At 62.1% G+C, this 17705-nt stretch carries 16 protein-coding genes; all 16 read right to left on the reverse strand.

The features are described 5' to 3' along the window. Positions 1 to 22: 22 nt before the first annotated feature. The 16 genes from FW796_RS18900 to FW796_RS18975 are packed head-to-tail and all read right to left on the reverse strand — an operon-like array spanning position 23 to position 17701. On the reverse strand, positions 23 to 2587 hold the full coding sequence (locus tag FW796_RS18900) for a hypothetical protein (RefSeq protein WP_446439761.1): 2565 nt from the start codon (positions 2585 to 2587) through the stop codon (positions 23 to 25). Further along, entirely contained in the window at positions 2584 to 4362 is a 1779-nt protein-coding gene (locus FW796_RS18905; RefSeq protein WP_446439762.1) for a hypothetical protein, read from the reverse strand. The genes FW796_RS18900 and FW796_RS18905 overlap by 4 nt, the downstream gene beginning before the upstream one ends. Continuing rightward, entirely contained in the window at positions 4359 to 6764 is a 2406-nt protein-coding gene (locus FW796_RS18910; RefSeq protein ID WP_446439763.1) for a hypothetical protein, read from the reverse strand. The genes FW796_RS18905 and FW796_RS18910 overlap by 4 nt, the downstream gene beginning before the upstream one ends. A 9-nt stretch (positions 6765 to 6773) precedes the next feature. Continuing rightward, on the reverse strand, positions 6774 to 7337 hold the full coding sequence (locus FW796_RS18915; RefSeq protein WP_446439764.1) for a virion core protein, T7 gp14 family: 564 nt from the start codon (positions 7335 to 7337) through the stop codon (positions 6774 to 6776). A 2-nt stretch (positions 7338 to 7339) separates the two neighbouring features. Then, on the reverse strand, positions 7340 to 7807 hold the full coding sequence (locus FW796_RS18920) for a hypothetical protein (RefSeq protein ID WP_446439765.1): 468 nt from the start codon (positions 7805 to 7807) through the stop codon (positions 7340 to 7342). Next, positions 7794 to 10136, reverse strand: coding sequence for a hypothetical protein (locus FW796_RS18925; protein WP_446439766.1), 2343 nt, complete (start codon positions 10134 to 10136; stop codon positions 7794 to 7796). Before FW796_RS18925 ends, FW796_RS18920 begins: the two co-directional genes overlap by 14 nt. Further along, positions 10133 to 10732 carry a hypothetical protein gene (locus FW796_RS18930; protein ID WP_306408478.1) on the reverse strand — a complete coding sequence of 200 codons (600 nt, stop codon included), beginning with the start codon at positions 10730 to 10732 and terminating at the stop codon, positions 10133 to 10135. Before FW796_RS18930 ends, FW796_RS18925 begins: the two co-directional genes overlap by 4 nt. A 59-nt stretch (positions 10733 to 10791) precedes the next feature. Then, positions 10792 to 11160, reverse strand: coding sequence for a hypothetical protein (locus FW796_RS18935; RefSeq protein ID WP_446439767.1), 369 nt, complete (start codon positions 11158 to 11160; stop codon positions 10792 to 10794). Next, positions 11153 to 11545, reverse strand: a complete 393-nt coding sequence (locus FW796_RS18940; RefSeq protein WP_446439768.1) for a Bbp16 family capsid cement protein — start codon at positions 11543 to 11545, stop codon at positions 11153 to 11155. The genes FW796_RS18935 and FW796_RS18940 overlap by 8 nt, the downstream gene beginning before the upstream one ends. Before the next feature lie 35 nt (positions 11546 to 11580). Continuing rightward, positions 11581 to 12576, reverse strand: coding sequence for a major capsid protein (locus tag FW796_RS18945; protein WP_446439769.1), 996 nt, complete (start codon positions 12574 to 12576; stop codon positions 11581 to 11583). A gap of 29 nt (positions 12577 to 12605) precedes the next feature. Then, positions 12606 to 13334: a hypothetical protein gene (locus tag FW796_RS18950; RefSeq protein ID WP_446439770.1), complete on the reverse strand. Its 729-nt coding sequence runs from the start codon at positions 13332 to 13334 to the stop codon at positions 12606 to 12608. Continuing rightward, positions 13331 to 13666 carry a Bbp19 family protein gene (locus tag FW796_RS18955; protein ID WP_306408473.1) on the reverse strand — a complete coding sequence of 112 codons (336 nt, stop codon included), beginning with the start codon at positions 13664 to 13666 and terminating at the stop codon, positions 13331 to 13333. Before FW796_RS18955 ends, FW796_RS18950 begins: the two co-directional genes overlap by 4 nt. Then, positions 13666 to 15360 carry a portal protein gene (locus tag FW796_RS18960; protein WP_446439771.1) on the reverse strand — a complete coding sequence of 565 codons (1695 nt, stop codon included), beginning with the start codon at positions 15358 to 15360 and terminating at the stop codon, positions 13666 to 13668. The genes FW796_RS18955 and FW796_RS18960 overlap by 1 nt, the downstream gene beginning before the upstream one ends. Position 15361: 1 nt before the next feature. After that, on the reverse strand, positions 15362 to 15679 hold the full coding sequence (locus tag FW796_RS18965; RefSeq protein ID WP_446439772.1) for a hypothetical protein: 318 nt from the start codon (positions 15677 to 15679) through the stop codon (positions 15362 to 15364). A 2-nt stretch (positions 15680 to 15681) separates the two neighbouring features. Further along, positions 15682 to 17190 carry a terminase gene (locus FW796_RS18970; RefSeq protein WP_446439773.1) on the reverse strand — a complete coding sequence of 503 codons (1509 nt, stop codon included), beginning with the start codon at positions 17188 to 17190 and terminating at the stop codon, positions 15682 to 15684. Then, positions 17162 to 17701 (reverse strand): terminase small subunit, encoded by a 540-nt coding sequence (locus FW796_RS18975; protein ID WP_446439774.1) that lies wholly within the window; start codon positions 17699 to 17701, stop codon positions 17162 to 17164. Before FW796_RS18975 ends, FW796_RS18970 begins: the two co-directional genes overlap by 29 nt. Positions 17702 to 17705 lie beyond the last annotated feature (4 nt).

Raw genomic sequence — 17705 nt, forward strand, 5'->3', positions numbered from 1 at the left:
TTCGTGTCAGATGGATGGTAGGTTACCGCGCAATGCCAAGCGGATCGACATAGCTCTGCGATGGCCGCACCAAGAACTCTTGGCCGTTCTCTTTCTGGATTCGCTGTTCGGTCCTGCGCAATGACCCAGGGTTCAGGGCTTCCTGGACCGAGTAGAGGAACAGGTGGTCCATGGCAATGCGGCTGTAGAAAAGGTTCAGGAATGGCGTGTTGTTCTGGGCCAGGCGCAGCGCAGAGGATGCGGCGTCGTCGCCTTCGCGTACCCTGTTCCATAGGTTGATCAGCTCAAACGCTGTGCCGAACGACGGGCCAGCCGCCGTTTCTGCAGCGGAGTTTCCAAACCGGTTTGCCGCACCGAACATGAAATCCCCGTAGATACCGAAGCCCCCACCCTGGACCATTGCAGCGATCCAGGTTTTAGGGTCGTCCGCCGGCCGCGGCTCCCGTCCTTTGAACACGTCTTTCGACGCCATCGACAGATAGCCGAATGCTGTGGACCAGAGCAGCAGCTGCGCGATGCCGGCCATTTCGCCGTTACCCTTGCCGAGCAACCCCTTGAGCGCTACCCCAGCAAGATCTCTGCCGCCGCGAAAGCTCTGCCCCAGTGGGGTCGGGGCATACCCCCGACCATAGAGCTCCCGGCCGAGGGTCTTCTGCATGAAGGCTGCGGGAAAGCTCTTGAACTGCAGCAGGAACCGATTGAGGTCGCCCATCATGGTCCCCGGCTGGGTGCCCTGGTTCATAATCGAGCGCGTTCTTGCGTCGGGCTCCAGCACGGCATAGCTGACCCGGTCGTTCACATATGCCCGCAGGCTTCGGTCCAGGCCTTCGCGGGTTTCACGGATAGCTGAATCCGAAACCTTGCGCCCCTGGGCGGTCAGGTATTCGCCGATTCGCTCCGCGGGAATGTCGCCGATGCCGTCGGCGGTCAGGTAGTTCTGCCCGTCGGCCATGCGGCTATCCATCCCCCGCAGCAAATCCCACTTTCCTGCATCTATGTCGTAGAGGCTCAGCGTTCGGCGCAGGCTCTCGTCCATAGATCCCCAAGCCCGGCCTTTGTTCTGCGCCAGGTGGTGGGCCATCATCAGACCCGCGCTGGCCTTGTTCGCGTCAGTCCACCAGGAAAGCCCGTTGAACTTGAAGAACAAGCCCATGCCGCGGCTCATCCTTCCCCCCATTGAGTCATCGGCCGAGAAGCGCCGCATGATCTCCCCCCGCATCGAGTCAGCATAAACACCGAAGCTCGATAGGATTTCGCGCTGTTCCAGGCTGCCGCGCCCCTTGGCCAGACCGCCGACCATTTCAGCCAACGACCCGAGGAAGCTCTTGCCCTGGTAGCGCATTTCACTGGCCGCCACCGGCAAGTCGCTGAAACTGGACAGAAGCGCACCGCCGAGCTTTGACATTGACTGCCAGGCCCGCACGTTGGCGGCGATGCGGGCTTGCGTCGCGTTCCCTGGGATTCGGGTCTGGCCGCTGACCTCCTTGAACCGATTGTCGATCATGGTGTTACGTGCGGTATTGAAGTTCTGCAGTGCCGAGGTATCACCCGACTTGCGCAAATCCTCCTTGAGAATGTCCATGGCCATGTTCAAGTTGGCCTCAGGGTTGGTGCCCAGGCGGCGCATCAGCGCGGTGTTCTGCCCGGACAGGTCCAGGCCCCGCAGGACTGCCTCGCGCAAGTTGCCGGTGCCATAGAGCTGGTTGTACTCATGCCACGCCACCCCGTCCTTAAAGTGCAGCACCCGCTCCTGGCTCATTTTCTTGGCAATGTTGGCCGGCCCCTTGAACCCGTTGGGCTTGGCGTCGGGATTGAATTTCAGGTGATCCCCGGAAACCAGGCCATCAAACACCCCGCGCAAGAACTTGCCCTCGTCGCTGACACCGTCGAAGGTGCGCGGATCGAGGCGCGGCCGGATCTCTTCCACCCATTTACCGAAGCCCGCCGCGCCGATCTTCTCGCTGTCATGGCTCTGCCGAGCGATGTAACCCGGCATCTTGCCAATGCTCGCCCCGGCCCGGTTCGCATCGATGCGCGCCGCCTCCTGGTAGCGCTGGATGATCCGTGCGATATCGACGACCTGGTCATTGAGCTTTGATGTGTCCAGATCATTGCCAATGCGCCAGAGTGCGTCGGCGATATCGACGTCAGCGCTACCCTTTGCCAGCACGGCGGTCAGGTCCGCCCGCTCCAAGTCGTGGATCAGCCCACCAATATAGGCATCCCCCAGCGACTTCTGCTCAGCTGCGACCGACAGCCGGGATCCCTGACGGGCCAGGTTGGTACCCACCAGCAGCGACTCAATACCCAGGTCTGGCCGGTCGGCAAAGTTGTTCCGCACAAAAGAAACGATCTCGCCACGGCGCCGAAGGTTGATCAGCGCATTGCGCCGCTCAATCAGAGCTGCCTGGCGGGCTTGCTTTCCCAGCTCGTCAGCGGCGCGAAGCGTGGCCTGCTCCATACCCAGGGCGCCCTCCCGGGCCATGATCTCCTTGGCCCGCCCTCGCAGAACCTCAAAGATTTCAGCAATTTCCTGGTCCTCAAGTTTTCCAGCGGCAGCGCGCACCGCATCTATACAAGGGTTCATTGTCCGTTCCTTATGTCGCACACAGCAGCAGCGCGGTATGCATGGGAGTATTGTTCTGCGCGTTCGGCCTGGGCCTGGGCAGCGGCGGTTTCCTCGCGACTCGCTGCGATCACCGCGGCGCGATCCTGCTCGGGCAGTTGCTCCAGCATTTCCCGCACCAGCGCGTCGTCCTCTTCAAACGCCAGGCGGGCTGAATCCAGGTCGTCCTGGCCAGTGGTCTTGCCCTGCTGGTCGACGCGCATGCTTTCGGCCCGGCCCTCCGGGTCCAGGCGCCTGGGTGCCGGGCGCTTCACGTACTCCAGAGCCGAGGCCGCCTTGCTTGGCACCTCCAGATCGAACAGGGCCTGCACGTCGATATCCCGGCCACTCACAGCCTGGGCCACCGCAGTGCGCAGTGCGCTGTCGCGCACCGTCCAATCGGCATCCTCTGCCGTTTCCCGAGCGGTACGGACAGCTGCACCAAGCGGCCGCTGCTGATACCCCGCCATGATTTGCTTGGCCCGGGCTTCAATCTGCGGCCGCAGCCGGTCGGGTATCTCGCCGCGGTCCAGCAGCCCGAGGTCCCGCCGGTCGAATTCGCCGGCACGGTTGCGCTCCAGCGCTGTATTGATCTCGGCCTGGCGGGCGCGGATCTGCTCACGCTCCAGGGCAATCGAGTCACGCGCCTGGCGTTCGGCCTGCTTGCGGCTCACCCGCGGGCCCTGAAATTCCTTTGCCCGGTCCCGAAAGGTGGCGTTTAAGGCCATGTCCCGCTGGGTCAGGCCCAGGCCCTCAAGCCTCAAATCAGCGACATTGCCCACGCGCTCGCCTGCCAGCGTCGGACGGATCTCGTCGATAGCCTGCCGCTGAGCTGCGCGGGCGAGCGTTGTCTGGTCCGCCTCCAACTGCCTGGCCATCGAGCTGCGTAGCGCCGTCTCCGGGTCCTGGTCGAATAGCCTTTGAAAGTCAGCAGCCCGCAGCGACTGGCCCGATGGCAGGCCCTGGCCCACCTGGCGCTCTCCCGCATTCAGCACTGTCTCAACGGCCGGGGGTTCGCTGGCGATGCGCCGACGCAGAGCATCGGAGACAGCACCGCCAACGGTATGCAGGCCGCCGCCGAGAATCCCACCCAGCGCGATGTTGGCCAGGGAGTCGGAAAGGCCATACTCCGTTTGGTCCAGGCTGGCGGCCATCAGGGGCAGAGGCTCAATGATTGCAGCCCCCACAGCCCCCTCAACCGCACCAACACCCGCCCGCACGCCTGCCCGGGCAAGCGGCGTTGCAGCCCGCCCAAGCATTGCCGCATAGCGTGCTTCGCCGACCACTGGCACAAACGCCGACGCGATGTTGAGCGGATCGAGAATGGATGCGGCCAGCCCGGCGGCAAGCTGCGTCCCGAATGATCCACCACCCGCCCGGGCCAAGACCTGCTGACGGGCCGCCTGCTCACGGTGGCGGTCTATCAGGATATCCAGGGCCCCCTGCCGAATGCCCTGATCAGGAATCTTGATATCAAGCCCCGCCGAGGTGACCCGAGCTCTTGCTTGGTCTGCATCGACCAGCGGGGAATCAGGCTCAAGCCGGCCGGCATCGGGGGCAAAGTAGGACTCTGGCCCCATGACCATGGCCCGCCCTTCCACCTGCTGGGTCAACTCTTCGCTTCGGTAAAGCGAGGTAGTGGGGTTGGTTGACAGGTTCCCGCCAAACGCGGCATCGAACACTTCCCCGGCACCCGCGGGGATATCCAGCATCGTGCGCCGGTCGAGTACCGGCGCGTCCCCTGCATAAATAGTCATGGCATCAGCCCCATCGGTGCGACGCGGTACTTATCAGGCTCTTGCAGCCCTTGCTGCTGGAGCTCGGCCCAGGTCCTGACGATTGGTTTGCCGTCCTTGTCGCGTACTCGATACCCGTTCAGGGTCAGTGCCAGACCACTTTCGTCATTGGTAGGAACCCACTCGCCGGAACTTTGCAGAGCTGAATGCAGCTGCGCAGCATTGTCCTTGTCAGTAACGCCAGATATTCCCGGTAGCATCATCAGGTCGTCGGGCTTGATCGTCCCGAGTGCCTTGGTTGCCCCCCGGCTCACCGCCTGAGTGTCGAGGGTCTTAGGCACCCGGTAGGTGCCGAAAAAGTCATACTTATCATTGACCATGCCGTTGACGACCTTCTGCGCGGCATCCTTGGGCTTATCTCCCTGCAGCACGTAGGAGGTGGCGGTCCGTACCGCTGCCTTGTACATGGTGCTAAAGGTATTGATCCCACCGGCCTGGCCATGCAAGGAAGCTGCAAAGGGTTGCATTTCGTCCTGCACCGATTGGCTGATCTCGTCTTTCTGGCCTTTCTGCAAGCCTGCATCCAGCTCGCTGTCCTTGAGCCTGGCCACCGATGCCATCCGTTCCGCGAGGTCCTTCGGCAGTTGGGTAGCAATTACCTGGGCCTCTGCCGGCAGCTTCTTCCCGACCTGCTGCAGCACAGTCCCGAAGTCTTTACCCCAGAGCGCTTGCTGCTGCTCGATCAGGACCGCAGCGTTTTCACCGCCGTTCACCTGGTTGGCGAAATTGGCGGCCAGTTGATCCGCAGCAGCGTCTGGCAACAGCTTCGGCTGGGCCACGCCAAGCCTCTGCTGCTCGGCCACCGTAGCCTGGACATAGGCTTTGTAGGCCTCAGGTGTGCCCTGCTCCTGGGCGGCCTGGAAGGACCGCTGCACAGCCGGGCTGTACTTGGCGACGTAGGCAGCCGGGTCGGTTTGCTGTTGCTTCATCAGCCCCACCGCCACGCTGGTCAGGTGTTGGTAGAGCTGGTTGTCCTGCTTGAACCCTTTCCCCACCGTAGCCGCGCCGTACTGCTTGGCCTGCTGTTCGTGCAGCGACTCGGCGTAGGCGGTTGCATCCTCTGGGCTATCGAACTTGCCCAGGTGCTTGCCGGTGCGCTGGTAGGTTTTGATCGCGTCTTCATCGCTCAGAATCTTGCCGTCATCGCTGACCGTCGGTATCAGGACCTCCTGGCCGTCGAAGTTGGCGGAGATCGATCGCACGGTGCTGATAGAACCGTCGGCGCTTTTCACAGTGGGTCGAGCGTTCAGATCAATGTTGCCCTGCTCAAGCATGCCGGCGGCCTGGTCGCCGAAGTGCGGGCCCGAGCTGCGTTTGACTGGGTTGAAGCGGTCGAGAATAGATTGACGCTCTTCCGGGGTCGCGGTCGCGAACTCCCGGATAGCGGGGGCCACGGCCTGAACCTTCGCAAACGACTCATACTCTTTTGCACCGTGCTCCTTTCCATAGGCGGCATTGAAGTCAGCCCTAGACGGCGGGTCTGAAAAGTCCAGCCCCTGGGAATAGGCGGCCGTGGCGTCCTGTACCCGCGACGACAGCTCAACCCGGGCGATGGCCTGCAACTGCCTTGCCTCGATCTGCCGTTGACGGGCCTCGGCCTCAAGCCGGCGAAACCCCTGATCGATGCCGTTGCTGGCACGGATCTGGTCCTCGGCGGTCATGGTGTCCTTGTAGGCTTCAAACAACCCCTTTGCCTTCTGCGGCGAGTCGATCAGCATTCGCTGAATCACCGCAGTGGACATGCCGCTGTTCACCTTCAAACGCTCGGCCTGTGCGGCCTCCGGCGACAACCCGAGACGCTCGGCCCTGCTGGCCAGCACCGCGTCAGTCTTTGCCCGGTATCCCGCAACCTTCGCCGGGTCCTGGTAGTCCAGGGCCGCCCCCTGCATCGAAGTATCCAGCTGCCCCTGCTCGACCTGTCCGAAATAGCTCTGGCGCTCGTTGTACTCGTACCGGTTCAGGTCGTTGGAAATGGAGTTACGCCGGCTGGCCACGATCTGCGCATACCGCGCACGCTGCTGGTCAGTGGTCAGGCTCTTGGCGACCTCCTGCTGGGCCTGTTCGAACTGCTCCAACGTCTGGTTGGTGATGTTCAGGGCGTTCTGTCCCTTGCGGGTATAGACGCCCTGCTCTCCGAACATGGCCTGCTGCTGCCACTTGGTCAGCTGGTTGTCGGCGTCCATCACCGCCGCGGTGTCGACACGCTCCCGCTCCCTGTTGACCATGATCTGCGCGCCGCGCTGAAAGCTCTGCACACCTTGAGCAATCGGCGAGTAGGTATCAGGCGCAACACCCTGCAGGTGAATTGCCCGGCCCGGCTGCTGCTCGACCTGGGCTGTGTCATAAGTTGGAACCCGTGGCATATCTCCCCCTTAAACCAGCGCCTGGTTGTAGTTCAAGCGGCCAGTGCCGCCAGCTTGTGCAACCCTCGTTCCCGCACCGGCGCCGCCGGCACCTCCGAAACCACCACCGCCGCCGGCAAACGACCCAAACGCACTGCCGAGCCCGCCCAGGATTGAGCCCATGGCTGCCGACTTGGCGTTTTTCTTGATCTGCTTGGCGTTCTGCAGATCCTGCTCTGCCTGGACGCGATAGCCGTATGCCTCGCGGGCTGCGTTGTTCTGGATGGTCAGGGCATCCAGCTCGCCGATCATCGCGGTGTCATCCTGCAGCTGGGCTGCACTGCCGCTGTTCACGTCGATGCCGTTGCCTGCCTGAGCAGTTCGCTGGGTGCCCACGGCCTGCCCTGTCCGGACACGCTGCCAGTCGGCGCTGGTATCGCCGGCGAAAATGGTTTCATCGGCTGCCCGCCGTTTGAATGCGGCGTTCTGCCCGAGCAAGTCGGACTGATAGGCGCCACTTTCCTGGGCCCCCTTCGCTTGCATCAGGCCGCCAACCAGGGCCATGCCGATTGGAATTGCTGCCATCCAGCACATAGTTATTCCCCACGACTCAATGTGAATTTATGGAACTTGAACCGCCGCGCGCCGTATGGGGCGGCTGGTGAAAAGTGGAAGCCGAGCCACTGCAGCCACCGGATGGCGGCTGTATTGCGGGCGTCGACGTAGTTCAGAAGGTGGCGATGGCGGGTCAGCATTCCCTGCACCTCGGGCTTGCAGACCTTGAGGAAGGCCCGGGCGTGCTGCTCAACATGCACGGTGCTAATCAGCCAGGGAACGCCGACCGAGCCCAGGAGGCTGTAGACCGCGTCCCCGAAGACCGCCACGACCTTGCCACCGGCGACAATCTTCCGGGCGTTCAGGCTGCCGGTGATGGCGTCATAGAGCGCCCGTTCCATGGGCACCCCCAGGGCCTCGCTGATCTCGTCGATATCGGCCTGGCGGACGAAGGGCAGGATCTCGGCGATATCGTCCACGAACACCGGCAACACTTCAGCTTCCGCCATAGGTCACCTCTGGAATCACCGCCAGGACCGTAAGCGGCAGCGGGTCAGCCTGCCGGATGAAGATCCGGCCCTTGCCGCTCCAATCGTTTCCGATCGTCACCGCCGCCTGGCCGGTTAGCAGCTCGATGGGCAGTTCGTAGTTATCGCGGCTTGGCTTGTACTCGTAGAGGTGTTTTTTATCAGCTCCCGCGAAAATGCCCCGCGAGGCCTCGACCAAGATCGTCAACGAGGTGACGGCGATTTTCTTATCAAGCAAGGTTTCCCGGGCGTCCCGACTTTCGATATCGAGCGTTTCCATGTCCGACAGGTACGGCAGGCCCGCATGCACGATGCCGGCCGCTGACTGGAGCGTGATGCTCCCGCCGCTGACGACTGCCTGGGGCTGGACGTTGCCGTCTGCCAGGACAGACACTTTCTTGCCTTCCAGGTGGTCCAGTCCGGAAAGAACTTTGACCTGCCGGGCCCAGGTGCTGGTGGAGAACCCCCGCAGTTCCTCGGGGCAGACAATCAGCAGCTTGGCGGTCACCACCGTAGGGCTGACGTATGCCACAACCTCAACACGCACAATGCTGGTGACGGGGTCGCTGTCGTATTCCTCGATCACCCTGGTGAGCGAATAGCGATTGCCCACGCTGCTGGTGGAAAAAGGAGCATGCCCCGCGGCCGTGAGTGTCACCGCCTCGGGAGACTTCCAGGAAACCCCGCCCGTCAATGTCAGGGACTTGGTGCTGTCCTTGTTGCGCCCGTCGTAAGTCAGGCCTGAATCGACAAAGAATGCCTCTTCGACGGCCTCGACCTGGCGGCTAGCCATGCGCTCAATGTACCGCCGCTGTACCCCGTTAATAGTTCGGCGGACCACCATGTAAAGGGCGTCCTCCTGCCCTTCCGGGATGCAAGCAATGGACTCGACGAACCCGTCAGTGTCGTGCCAATGCCAGCCCACCAGCTGCTGCTCGGGGAGATACGTCAAGCCCAGCAGCTTCCCGTCATCCCGGACATACCAGACGATGGAGTCGGGGATTTTCTGATATGCCACGTTCGTGAGCTTGCGCCCCCTGAACAGGTGAGCGCTGAAAATGGTCAGGTCTGTTGCCTTGAACCCATCGGCGTCGAGCGAGTAGCCAAACGAGGAAACGCGATTGCCGCGGGCCTGCAGGTACACCGCGCTGTTCCCCACCACCACGGGGGGGACAAGCGCGGAACCGTCGTAGCCTTCCTGGTCGGCACGGATGGTTTTCGCACTCAGGCCTGAATCCGCCCCGGTAAAATTCCACTCCCCGCCAGACGTCAGGCCCAGCAGCCGTTTCAGACCCAGCAGGTGCCGCATGCGGTTCACCTCCTTGCTGGCAATGGTGAAAGTGATCGCGTCGTCATCCTTGTTCGGCGTGGAGAAACCGAAGTTCTTGAACAGCCCGGTTTTACTCATCCAGACGGTTTGTGGCTTGTTGTCGCTGCCGGCGAACACCAGGCGCTGCTGGTAGTAGCCAACGGCCCCAGGGTAGTTACCGGTACCGACGAAGGGGTCATTGCCATTCGGAGGGGTGTCGGTCTTGATGGCAGTGACATTTCGGTCTGTGAAGGTCAGCGCCGTTGCCCGGCCGATGAAGCCATAGATACCGGCGCCGGCGTTGTCCTTGTACACGATGTAATAGCTGGCCCCCGCCACCGCTGGCCAGACGACCGTCGCGGCCATCGTGTCCGCGAAAACGTTGATCGCGTTGGAGGTCACTGGCAACGACTCATCGATGGTGTTGCCATCGTCGAGAACCGCCGTGATCTGGTATCGCCAGGACTGTTGGACCCCGGAGCCGCCCAGGCTGGTAGCGGTCGCGGATGCCGGCGCCACGATCCGCGGCGCCAGGCTAAGCTCGGCAGTGGTCCAGTTGTCGTGGGCAAGGCGACTGAGCTCACGCGGCTTATAGCCAGGGTGCGCGAACGTCATCACGTCGGCCGACTGCGTGAAGTTCAGCGGGCCCAGGTCGGCCTGGGTATAAGGCACAGCCAGCTCAAACGGTTGCCCAGCATTCGGGCCGGAGCTGTACAGCACCTGCCCGCCGTCCTTGATCACCCGCATGTTCAGGTCGCCGAACTCCAGAATGTACGTTTGCACATCGTTGAACTGGAACGGGATGATTCGGCACTTCTTCGTCGAGTCCTTCACCTCGCAAACAAAGCGCGTGCCAGGGCGGTTTCGGACGCCACCGTATGGCATCACCATGAAATTCCTGCACAACTTCAGGCCGGTGAAATAACGGGCTATGTCGGTTCGCGCGCTGGCCGACGGTGAAAGCTCGCCGGCGGCAAAGGTTGGCTGCAGAACAGAAGTCATGAGCGCACCGCCACAAACTCCGACTCAGGCTCGGGGCCGTCCTGCGACTCGCGGAATGCTGCCCCCTCGGCCAACGTCAGCGCCTTCTGATACTCCTGCTCACAGAAGGCCCGGTACTCAGGCTTCGAACTGGCCGGCAGTGCAAGATCCATTGCCAGGCGCCACGTCAGAGCATCGACAAACAGCGGATCGAATTGCGTAGGGTCCTCGACCTTGAAGGTGTATCGCACCGATGCGTCGGCCTGGTCGGTATGGATTACTCGCCCACCAGCGTCATAGCCGATTTGAAAAGGGATCTCTGCATCACTGGTTGGAGCGTTGCGCCAGGACGGGCTGACGATCCCCCGAACCAACAGGCAGTTGGCTGGGTAGCGATACCGAAAGCGCCAGCCCGGCGCCGGGCTCCCAACATCAGCCAGCGCCACATGAGCCCCTGCAAAGGGCCAGGGGAAGTCCTGCAGCACCTGCTCCCGCAACGGCGCGTAAAAAGTACGGCACAGCTCAGCAAACTTGCTGCGCTCTGTCAGCGAAGCAATGGGTTGGGTTTGGGCGACCCTCGCCAGTGCCATGTTGCAGATCTCAACGTCGCTTGGCATGAGGAAACCTCAGAAAAGAAAAAGGGCCCCGAAGGGCCCTAGAGGGTTGTTGCTATGGGTCAGGCGTCTGGCCCGTTGTCGTCGTCCTGGTCACCGTCACCAGGTGGTGGCGCGTCAGAGGCTGGTGGTGGGTTGAGCTCGCCGCCGGCATTGAGGCGAGCCGCTTCTGCTTCGGCTTCTGCCTTGGAGCCGGTGAAGTCCCCCGCCACTCGGCCCTGGTCGTCCTTGACCAGGAACTTTCCGCCACCGGTACGCGCGGCGGCGAAGCCGCTACCCTGCGAAGCGGGAGCCTTACCAGAGCCCCCGCTAGCCGTAATCAACTTTAGATTGGAGCCTGGGCTGTCAATCTCCAGCACCACGGACTCGCCAGCCTCGTAGAGCCGACCATTGATAAACGATCGCTCCAGCACCTCGTAGCGCTTAGCCATTGGTCTGCACTCCTGCAACCACGCCGGCGGTGATCTTGCCCTGGGTCGGGGCCGTGCCGGTCACGGTGTAGTTGAGCCGCAGAAAACGCTCGGTCTTCTGCGGCAGGGTGATTACCGGGGCCTGGTAACCCAGCTTCAAATCCGCAAGCGGGATAACCACGGAGTAGAGCGAGCGGGGGGAACTGAATGCCGAATTGTCGTCGGTCTGCAGTTCTACGGTGAGGCTGGTCAAGGTGTTGAATGCTTCAACGACCTGGATAACCAGAGGAATGTCACCAGCACGGCCGACGTCCTTGTTGTCGCCGCGGTCAATGACGTCGGTCGATGCCGCCGAGGCAGTAATTGCCTGGGCATTCGACATGAGCAGCTTTGCATCAAAAAGCATGGTGGTGTCTCCGAGAAGAGGAAACCGCGCAGTCGTCAGACTACGCGGGCTTCGGTGTTGAGAATCGCGTCGTTGCGCTTGATCGGGATGCCCAAGAACTCTGGGATCTTCTTGCCGCCGTACTCGCCGATGGTGAGGTTGACGTTTTTGGAGTTCATCGCCTGCTTGTGCAGCCACGACTGGATCGTGCGGTTGGCGTAGATGATGGTGCGACCTTCGCCCTGCTCGGGGTTGTCGATGCGATACAGCGCGTCAATCATCAGGTCGATGATGTTGGCACCGGTCGCACCGTCGCGGGTCAGTGCAGTGACATCGATGTTCGCGATACGGGCGTTTGCGCGCCAGTCGCGGACGGACATGCCGATATCCCACTTGAAGTGGTCGCGGTACGCCTCGAAGTCGCCGCCGTTCTCCGCACGGGCGGTTTGCTGGCCGAGGAACTTGTGCTGGAAGCCCGCCACGCTGCCCTTCGGATAGAGCAGGTGCGTGGTCATCTCGCCCCAGGTGACGAACCAGATGGAGGTGTTGGTGGAGCCCGTGCCGCCGGCGTCGACGATGTTGGCACCAGACTCAGCCGATTTGTCGTTGTAACGCGGCGCCAGGCCCAGGAAAGCCTGCGGCTCTGCCTGGGTATTGCCGTAGATCATGTAGCGGGCAGCTTTGTTGTTGAAGCCCTGCAACTTGGCCATGTTTTCCGAGGTGCGGAAAGCGTCTGCGTTACCGCTCAGGTCAGCCAGCGCTTTATCGACCAGGCCGTAATCCTCCATCATGCCGGTGGTATCAAGTACCGGCACAGTTTGGGATTTACTTGGCTGAATGCCCTGGTTGAACATCCGCCAGGTTGGTTCGGGGATGCCGGAACGCATGGTGGTCTTATGCTTGGAGCCGTCATTGCACTCCTGGTACTCAGCGTCCATGAGGATGTCGTTACGCTTAGCCATCAGCTCGACGATCTTCATGATTTTCTTGCTGCTGTCCTCCCGACTGAACTTGTCGATCAGGGTCGGCATGGTGGAAGTAAGGATGCCCATCGGTTTTTCTCCTGCGGTTTATAAGTGCCTTAACGAAAGGCGTCGACAATCGTCATTTCTTGGGGTGCGTCCGCTTGGGTGCCCGGCATGACGAACTTGTCTTCCGAGATAGCCGCGCTGATGCGATGACAGAACTTGAACAGCGCCGGGTGGTTGCCCAGGCCGGACTCGTTCAAAAGGTGGGAAAGGGATTCGTCACCGAAGGCCTGAATGACCTTCACAGCGCTGGCGACGCTCTTGTCGTAGTTCTCGCCGCCCAGCTGGGGGTCGTTCTTGATCTCGGCTGCCCACTGCTGACCCTGGGCAACGACCGCCGCCTGGTAGGCCTCTGCCTGCTTGGTAGAAAGCGCGGTTTGCAGATCGATCAGCTTCTGCGCGGATGCCTGGGGAATGTTCAGTTCCTTGGCCAAGCCCTTGAACGCATCAAGGGTGCCGGCATCCATCTCGTAGCCTTCTGGCAACGTGAAGTCGGCGTAGGCCTCCGGCGCGCTGTTGGCCGCCTTCTCGTCTGCCAGCTTCTGGGCTGCTGCCTCGGCTTCTGCTTTCTGTTCAGGGGTCTGCTGAGCGGCCTGGGCGGCAGGGTCAGCGGCTGGTGCAGCCTGGCCCAGCAGCGTTGTATCCGCCGCCGGCGCGGCTGCCGCTGGGGCTGGGGCTGCCTGGGGAGCAGCAGCCGGGACCGCGCCACCAGCTGGTGCACCATCGGCCCCGGCCTCGCTCATCACCACAAAGCCCATCAGTTTCATCATCAGGCGATTCATTGATCAGCCTCCTGTGCGTAGTTCATTGGTGGTTCCTCTACTGGTTGCTGGGCGTTTTCCGCAGCCATCACGGAGAACAGCGCCGGACAGAGCTCGTTGATCTCGCCCAAAAGAAAAAGGCCAACATTGCGTTGGCCTTCGTTGAAGTTCGTTGCGGCATCGGTCGGGCCGATTGAGGGCTGAAACACTCGACAGCGTCCCATCGATCGCCACATGAAGCGGCGGCCGCGGGGATCGTTCATCAGCCAGCGAAAGTCGGCGACCTCCTGCGCCCGGGCGATCTGCTCGGCCAGGGTCTGCTCGCGTTGCTGCTGCTCGTCCTGCTGATCCATCACAGCGCCCCCGCGAGCTGGGTCAGCGCGTTGTTGCCGCCGGTGTCGGTCTGGCTCAACAGCTGCGCGCCTTCGATGGCGCTACCGAGCTGCTGCTGAATTGCCGCCTGCTGTTCTGCCTCAGCGCGTTGCCGGCGGATCTCAGCAACCATGTCGTCAGCACGGACCATCGTTGGCGGTGTACCGATAAGGTCGAAGTACTGGCGCATGGCCTCATCAGCGTCGAGCAGGTCCAGGGGTTGGGTGCTCTGGGTCGTGGTGGCCACCGTGCCGGCAAAGCCAATCGCACGCTCAATGCTCGACACCCCGATGGCCTTCTGGGCCTGGGCCAGGATGCTGGTGAACTCGACACGCAGCTCAAGGGTTTGCAGTTCCTTGGGCGGCGGCGGGATCAGCGGCGCCCCGGGCAGCAGCCCCATCCAGCGCGGAATGGACTGTTCCAGCATCTTGTTGAAAACCATATCGACAAGCGGGTCCAGCAGGTCATCGGTCTGGCGCTCCAGCACCGGGCCCAGCATCAGCAACTTCTCTTCCTTGCGTGTCGCGATCTCGTACGCCGTCCGGACGCTGTCCATTTGGCTGATCATCAGGAACAGATCGACGAAAAACGCGGTATCGATGATGCTGCTGTCCGCCTGGATCTCGCCCCGCAACTGGGTGATCCAGGCCGGGTTGACCATGTAAAGCGGCTCAAACTTGGCCCCGAGCTGCTGGTCATTCAGGTAGGTGATACCACCTGGCAGAATTGATGCTCGCTGCCCCTTGAGGCTCACAGGGGCACCCATTGGCGGGCGCACCCCCTTCTCTATCATTTCGGCCTTGCGCCGCTCCATCAGCTGCACAGCCTTGGTGGAGCCGATGCAAATCGACCCTGGGCCAGAGCCATAGACGTCCTCACCCAGCACGTCCCAACGCGGGGCCATGCATGGGAAGGTTTTGAACCCTGACTGCCGCAGCACCGAGTCTTTATCGCTGCCCTTCTCCCAGTACACGGAGCGGAAGGCCATGTTGGTGTTGTCCTGGCGGCCGGGCTCGCGCATGTCGTTTGGCTCAACCGCATGGACAATGTCAATCCAGGCCTCTGGGTTGTTGCTCAGGACGTTGCGGGCCGTTGGACTCAACGCAGCTTCGCCGAACTGCTGCGCCATCTGGCGGGCCGTCATCCGATAGTCGCGGTGCAGCGTGTCCACCTGGTTGCGGCTGTTGTTCGCCAGCATGTAGCTACCTACCGCCAGGGGGTAGGCGCGGATCAGATCCTGCTCATCTGGCAGCACCACCATGGGCGCAGTACCAAACACGCCCTCTTCCGAGTAGCGGTTTGGCAACACGCTGTACAGGTTCGACCTGGCCATGACTTCGCGCATGGCCTTCTCGACCGAGTACAACCAGGCTTTGACCGGGGCGAACTCGGCCATGCCAGGGTCCGGCGGCCCGAACTTCACCCAGGGGGATGCGGGGTTAGTCATACCCGTATGCATGCCGGCGCCGAGCGTCCTTGCGGCGAACGTGGCCTGCGGGTTGATGATCTTCTGATCACGCCGCCTGCCGTTGTTGGTGTCGGTGCTGGACCAGCGGCCAGAGCGCGGGCTCATGAAGTCGCCCAGGTCGCGCCACTCCTGGAGCCAATTGCTGTCCCGCTCGTTCCGTAGTCGGGCGTTCGTCTTCTCCAGACGCTCGCGGAGGGAGTCGGCCAACTTACACCCCCAGCAGGGTTTTCTGGCTGGTGCTGGCATTGCCCAGCAGGCCGGCGGACCCCGTCAGAATTGTGGAGTTCTGGCCGGACTGGGCAAGCCGCCGGCGGCGCTCAGCCTCGACCGCCGCCTGCACAGAGTCGCTAGAGGTGGTAGGGGCTGCAGCTGTGCTTCCCGTAGTCTCTGCGATTGCCGCGGCGGCCTTGGGCTCGTCCTGGATCAAATCCAACGAGGTCGGCAGGCCGGCCTTCTTGAACAGGTCCAGCGGGTCACTGATTTTGTGGATCGGTTTAATGATCTTCTTGAGGGAGCTACCGCACATGTTTATGCCTCCTGGGCGTATGGGTCATAGTCGGATTCCAGCTCGCTGCCGCGGCCGCCTCCGGTGCTGGTGAATTGGTTTTTCATCACCGGCATTGCGTAGGTAAGGGCCAGCGCGTCGGCGTCATCCGGTGAGATCCCGAGGCGTTTTTTGATATCGGCCTTCTTCTCCAGCTGGATCTGGTCACTGGCGTTATGGGTGTACTCCGGCGACGTCAGCTCAGCCTCAAGTTCTGTTGACACATCCAGCGCCAGGCCGGCGCGGATGCCTTCGCGCATCTGCCACCACATGTAAGTCCGCATGTTCGCGTAGTGCCGGTCTGGGGCTGCGCTGGCGAAGTTGATATCGATGATCACCACGCCCGGCATCAGCCGGCGCAGTTGGTCGGCCACTGGACCACCTACCCCCGTTGAGTCAACAAACACCGCATCCGGCCGGCGCTCCTGCACCACTGTGCAGACCTTGGCGATGAACAGCGTTGTGTTCCGGGTTTCGCTGCCGGGAATCTTGATCGTTGGGATCGACTTGGAGTCGAGGCCGCGGCGGAACCTGATCACGTTGTTGTCAGCGCCGCCCCGGGCGATATCGATGCCGCAGACCAGGGCGTCGTCCATGCCATAGACGGGATCGCGCCGCATCGCCTCGGCGACCCAGTCGGTCGGAATCAGTTGCAAGTCGGAAGCCCTCGGGAACATGCCGCGCACACGGATGCGGAAAAAGTCGCTGTCTTCGCCGTAGTCTTCCAACCACTTGGCGATCTGCGTTTTGTTGGTGCCGTCGACCGTGCGGCTGTCGACCTGGCGGTGCGTCCAGCGGTGGCCGTACTTGGTGAAGCACTCCCGGAAACGTCCGGTTGTCTTTGTCGGGTTGCCGAAGGCCGTCCAGATGATTTCTGTGCCCTCGTCCGTCAGGGCCCCCTCGGCAACCTCCCATACCAGATCGGCGATGGCTGACGCCTCGTCGAACACCAGCAGGATTCGTTTGCCCTCGTTGTGAAGGCCGGCGAATGCCTCGGTGTTGGTTTCCGACCAGGGCACCGCGTCCACCCGCCAGTTCTTTTCGTGCTCGGGGTCAGTGCTGATCAGCGCCGTAGCGGTGAGCCGGAACCAGTGGCTGGTGATCGATAGCCGGTTCCACTTCGCGACCTCGGGCCAGGTCTTGGTGCGCAGCTGCGTCTCGGTGTTGGCAGTGACCACGCCGCGGGTGTCAACGGCTGTATCGAGTGACCACTTGATGATCCAGGACACGAGTGCCGACTTGCCGATGCCATGACCGCTGGCCACCGCTTCATGGATGATCTCGCCCAGGTCCCTGGCGCCGGCCCGGATCTTTTTGCCGATGGAATCGAGAACCTTGATCTGCCACTGCCTCGGGCCGGCCTTGTTCGCCAACTCGGTGCCCGGCTCCCCCCAGGGGAAGGCGTACCAGACATACCCCAGGGGGTCGTCGGCGAATCTAAGAATGTCCTCGACCAGCTGCTGCTCAAGATCGATTTTTGCTGGCGCGTTCACTGGCCTTTGCCATCCGTTCCGAAAGGGTGAGGCTGACGTCGACCGCCACCTGGTCGCGGAAGGCATTCACATTGACGTGCTTGCCCAGCAGTTCCAGGTTCCTGACCTTGTCAGGCCATTTCAGCTTTTTCAGGATGCCGACCATTGACCGGTCTTTGCCCTGCCCTTCGAACATCTCGGCAAGATCGAAGCCCGCCAGGTACTGGCGCCAGACCTTGGGCCACTGCGAAAGCGGCTTGACCGACATGTCGTCGTCGAGAATGTCCAGGACGTCCATCTGGTCGATCTCAGTAAGCCGGTGCAGCACGTAGTCTGCGTCTACCTGCGTGCGCTTGTTCCGAGCCTCCATTGCCGCCTTGATGGCTGCAGTGATCTCGGGGTTCTGCATGTTCTGCCAGGCCTGGTCCTTGGCCCCCTTGGCGCTGTAACCGGCCCGGACTGCTGCCTGCGTTGCGTTGAGGTCCACCAGGTATTCGGCGACAAAACGCTGCTGCTTTGCTGTCAGGGCCATAGGT

The sequence above is a fragment of the Pseudomonas sp. 910_21 genome (assembly GCF_052850735.1).

Bases quoted from the DNA above. Each gene is read 5' to 3' on its own strand.
- FW796_RS18955 (WP_306408473.1), bottom strand. From the start codon at position 13,666: ATGGATCAGCAGGACGAGCAGCAGCAACGCGAGCAGACCCTGGCCGAG.
- FW796_RS18910 (WP_446439763.1), bottom strand. From the start codon at position 6,764: ATGCCACGGGTTCCAACTTATGACACAGCCCAGGTCGAGCAGCAGCCG.
- FW796_RS18965 (WP_446439772.1), bottom strand. From the start codon at position 15,679: ATGTGCGGTAGCTCCCTCAAGAAGATCATTAAACCGATCCACAAAATC.
- FW796_RS18975 (WP_446439774.1), bottom strand. From the start codon at position 17,701: ATGGCCCTGACAGCAAAGCAGCAGCGTTTTGTCGCCGAATACCTGGTG.
- FW796_RS18905 (WP_446439762.1), bottom strand. From the start codon at position 4,362: ATGACTATTTATGCAGGGGACGCGCCGGTACTCGACCGGCGCACGATG.
- FW796_RS18900 (WP_446439761.1), bottom strand. From the start codon at position 2,587: ATGAACCCTTGTATAGATGCGGTGCGCGCTGCCGCTGGAAAACTTGAG.
- FW796_RS18935 (WP_446439767.1), bottom strand. From the start codon at position 11,160: ATGGCTAAGCGCTACGAGGTGCTGGAGCGATCGTTTATCAATGGTCGG.
- FW796_RS18930 (WP_306408478.1), bottom strand. From the start codon at position 10,732: ATGCCAAGCGACGTTGAGATCTGCAACATGGCACTGGCGAGGGTCGCC.
- FW796_RS18940 (WP_446439768.1), bottom strand. From the start codon at position 11,545: ATGCTTTTTGATGCAAAGCTGCTCATGTCGAATGCCCAGGCAATTACT.
- FW796_RS18950 (WP_446439770.1), bottom strand. From the start codon at position 13,334: ATGAATCGCCTGATGATGAAACTGATGGGCTTTGTGGTGATGAGCGAG.
- FW796_RS18915 (WP_446439764.1), bottom strand. From the start codon at position 7,337: ATGTGCTGGATGGCAGCAATTCCAATCGGCATGGCCCTGGTTGGCGGC.
- FW796_RS18945 (WP_446439769.1), bottom strand. From the start codon at position 12,576: ATGGGCATCCTTACTTCCACCATGCCGACCCTGATCGACAAGTTCAGT.
- FW796_RS18925 (WP_446439766.1), bottom strand. From the start codon at position 10,136: ATGACTTCTGTTCTGCAGCCAACCTTTGCCGCCGGCGAGCTTTCACCG.
- FW796_RS18920 (WP_446439765.1), bottom strand. From the start codon at position 7,807: ATGGCGGAAGCTGAAGTGTTGCCGGTGTTCGTGGACGATATCGCCGAG.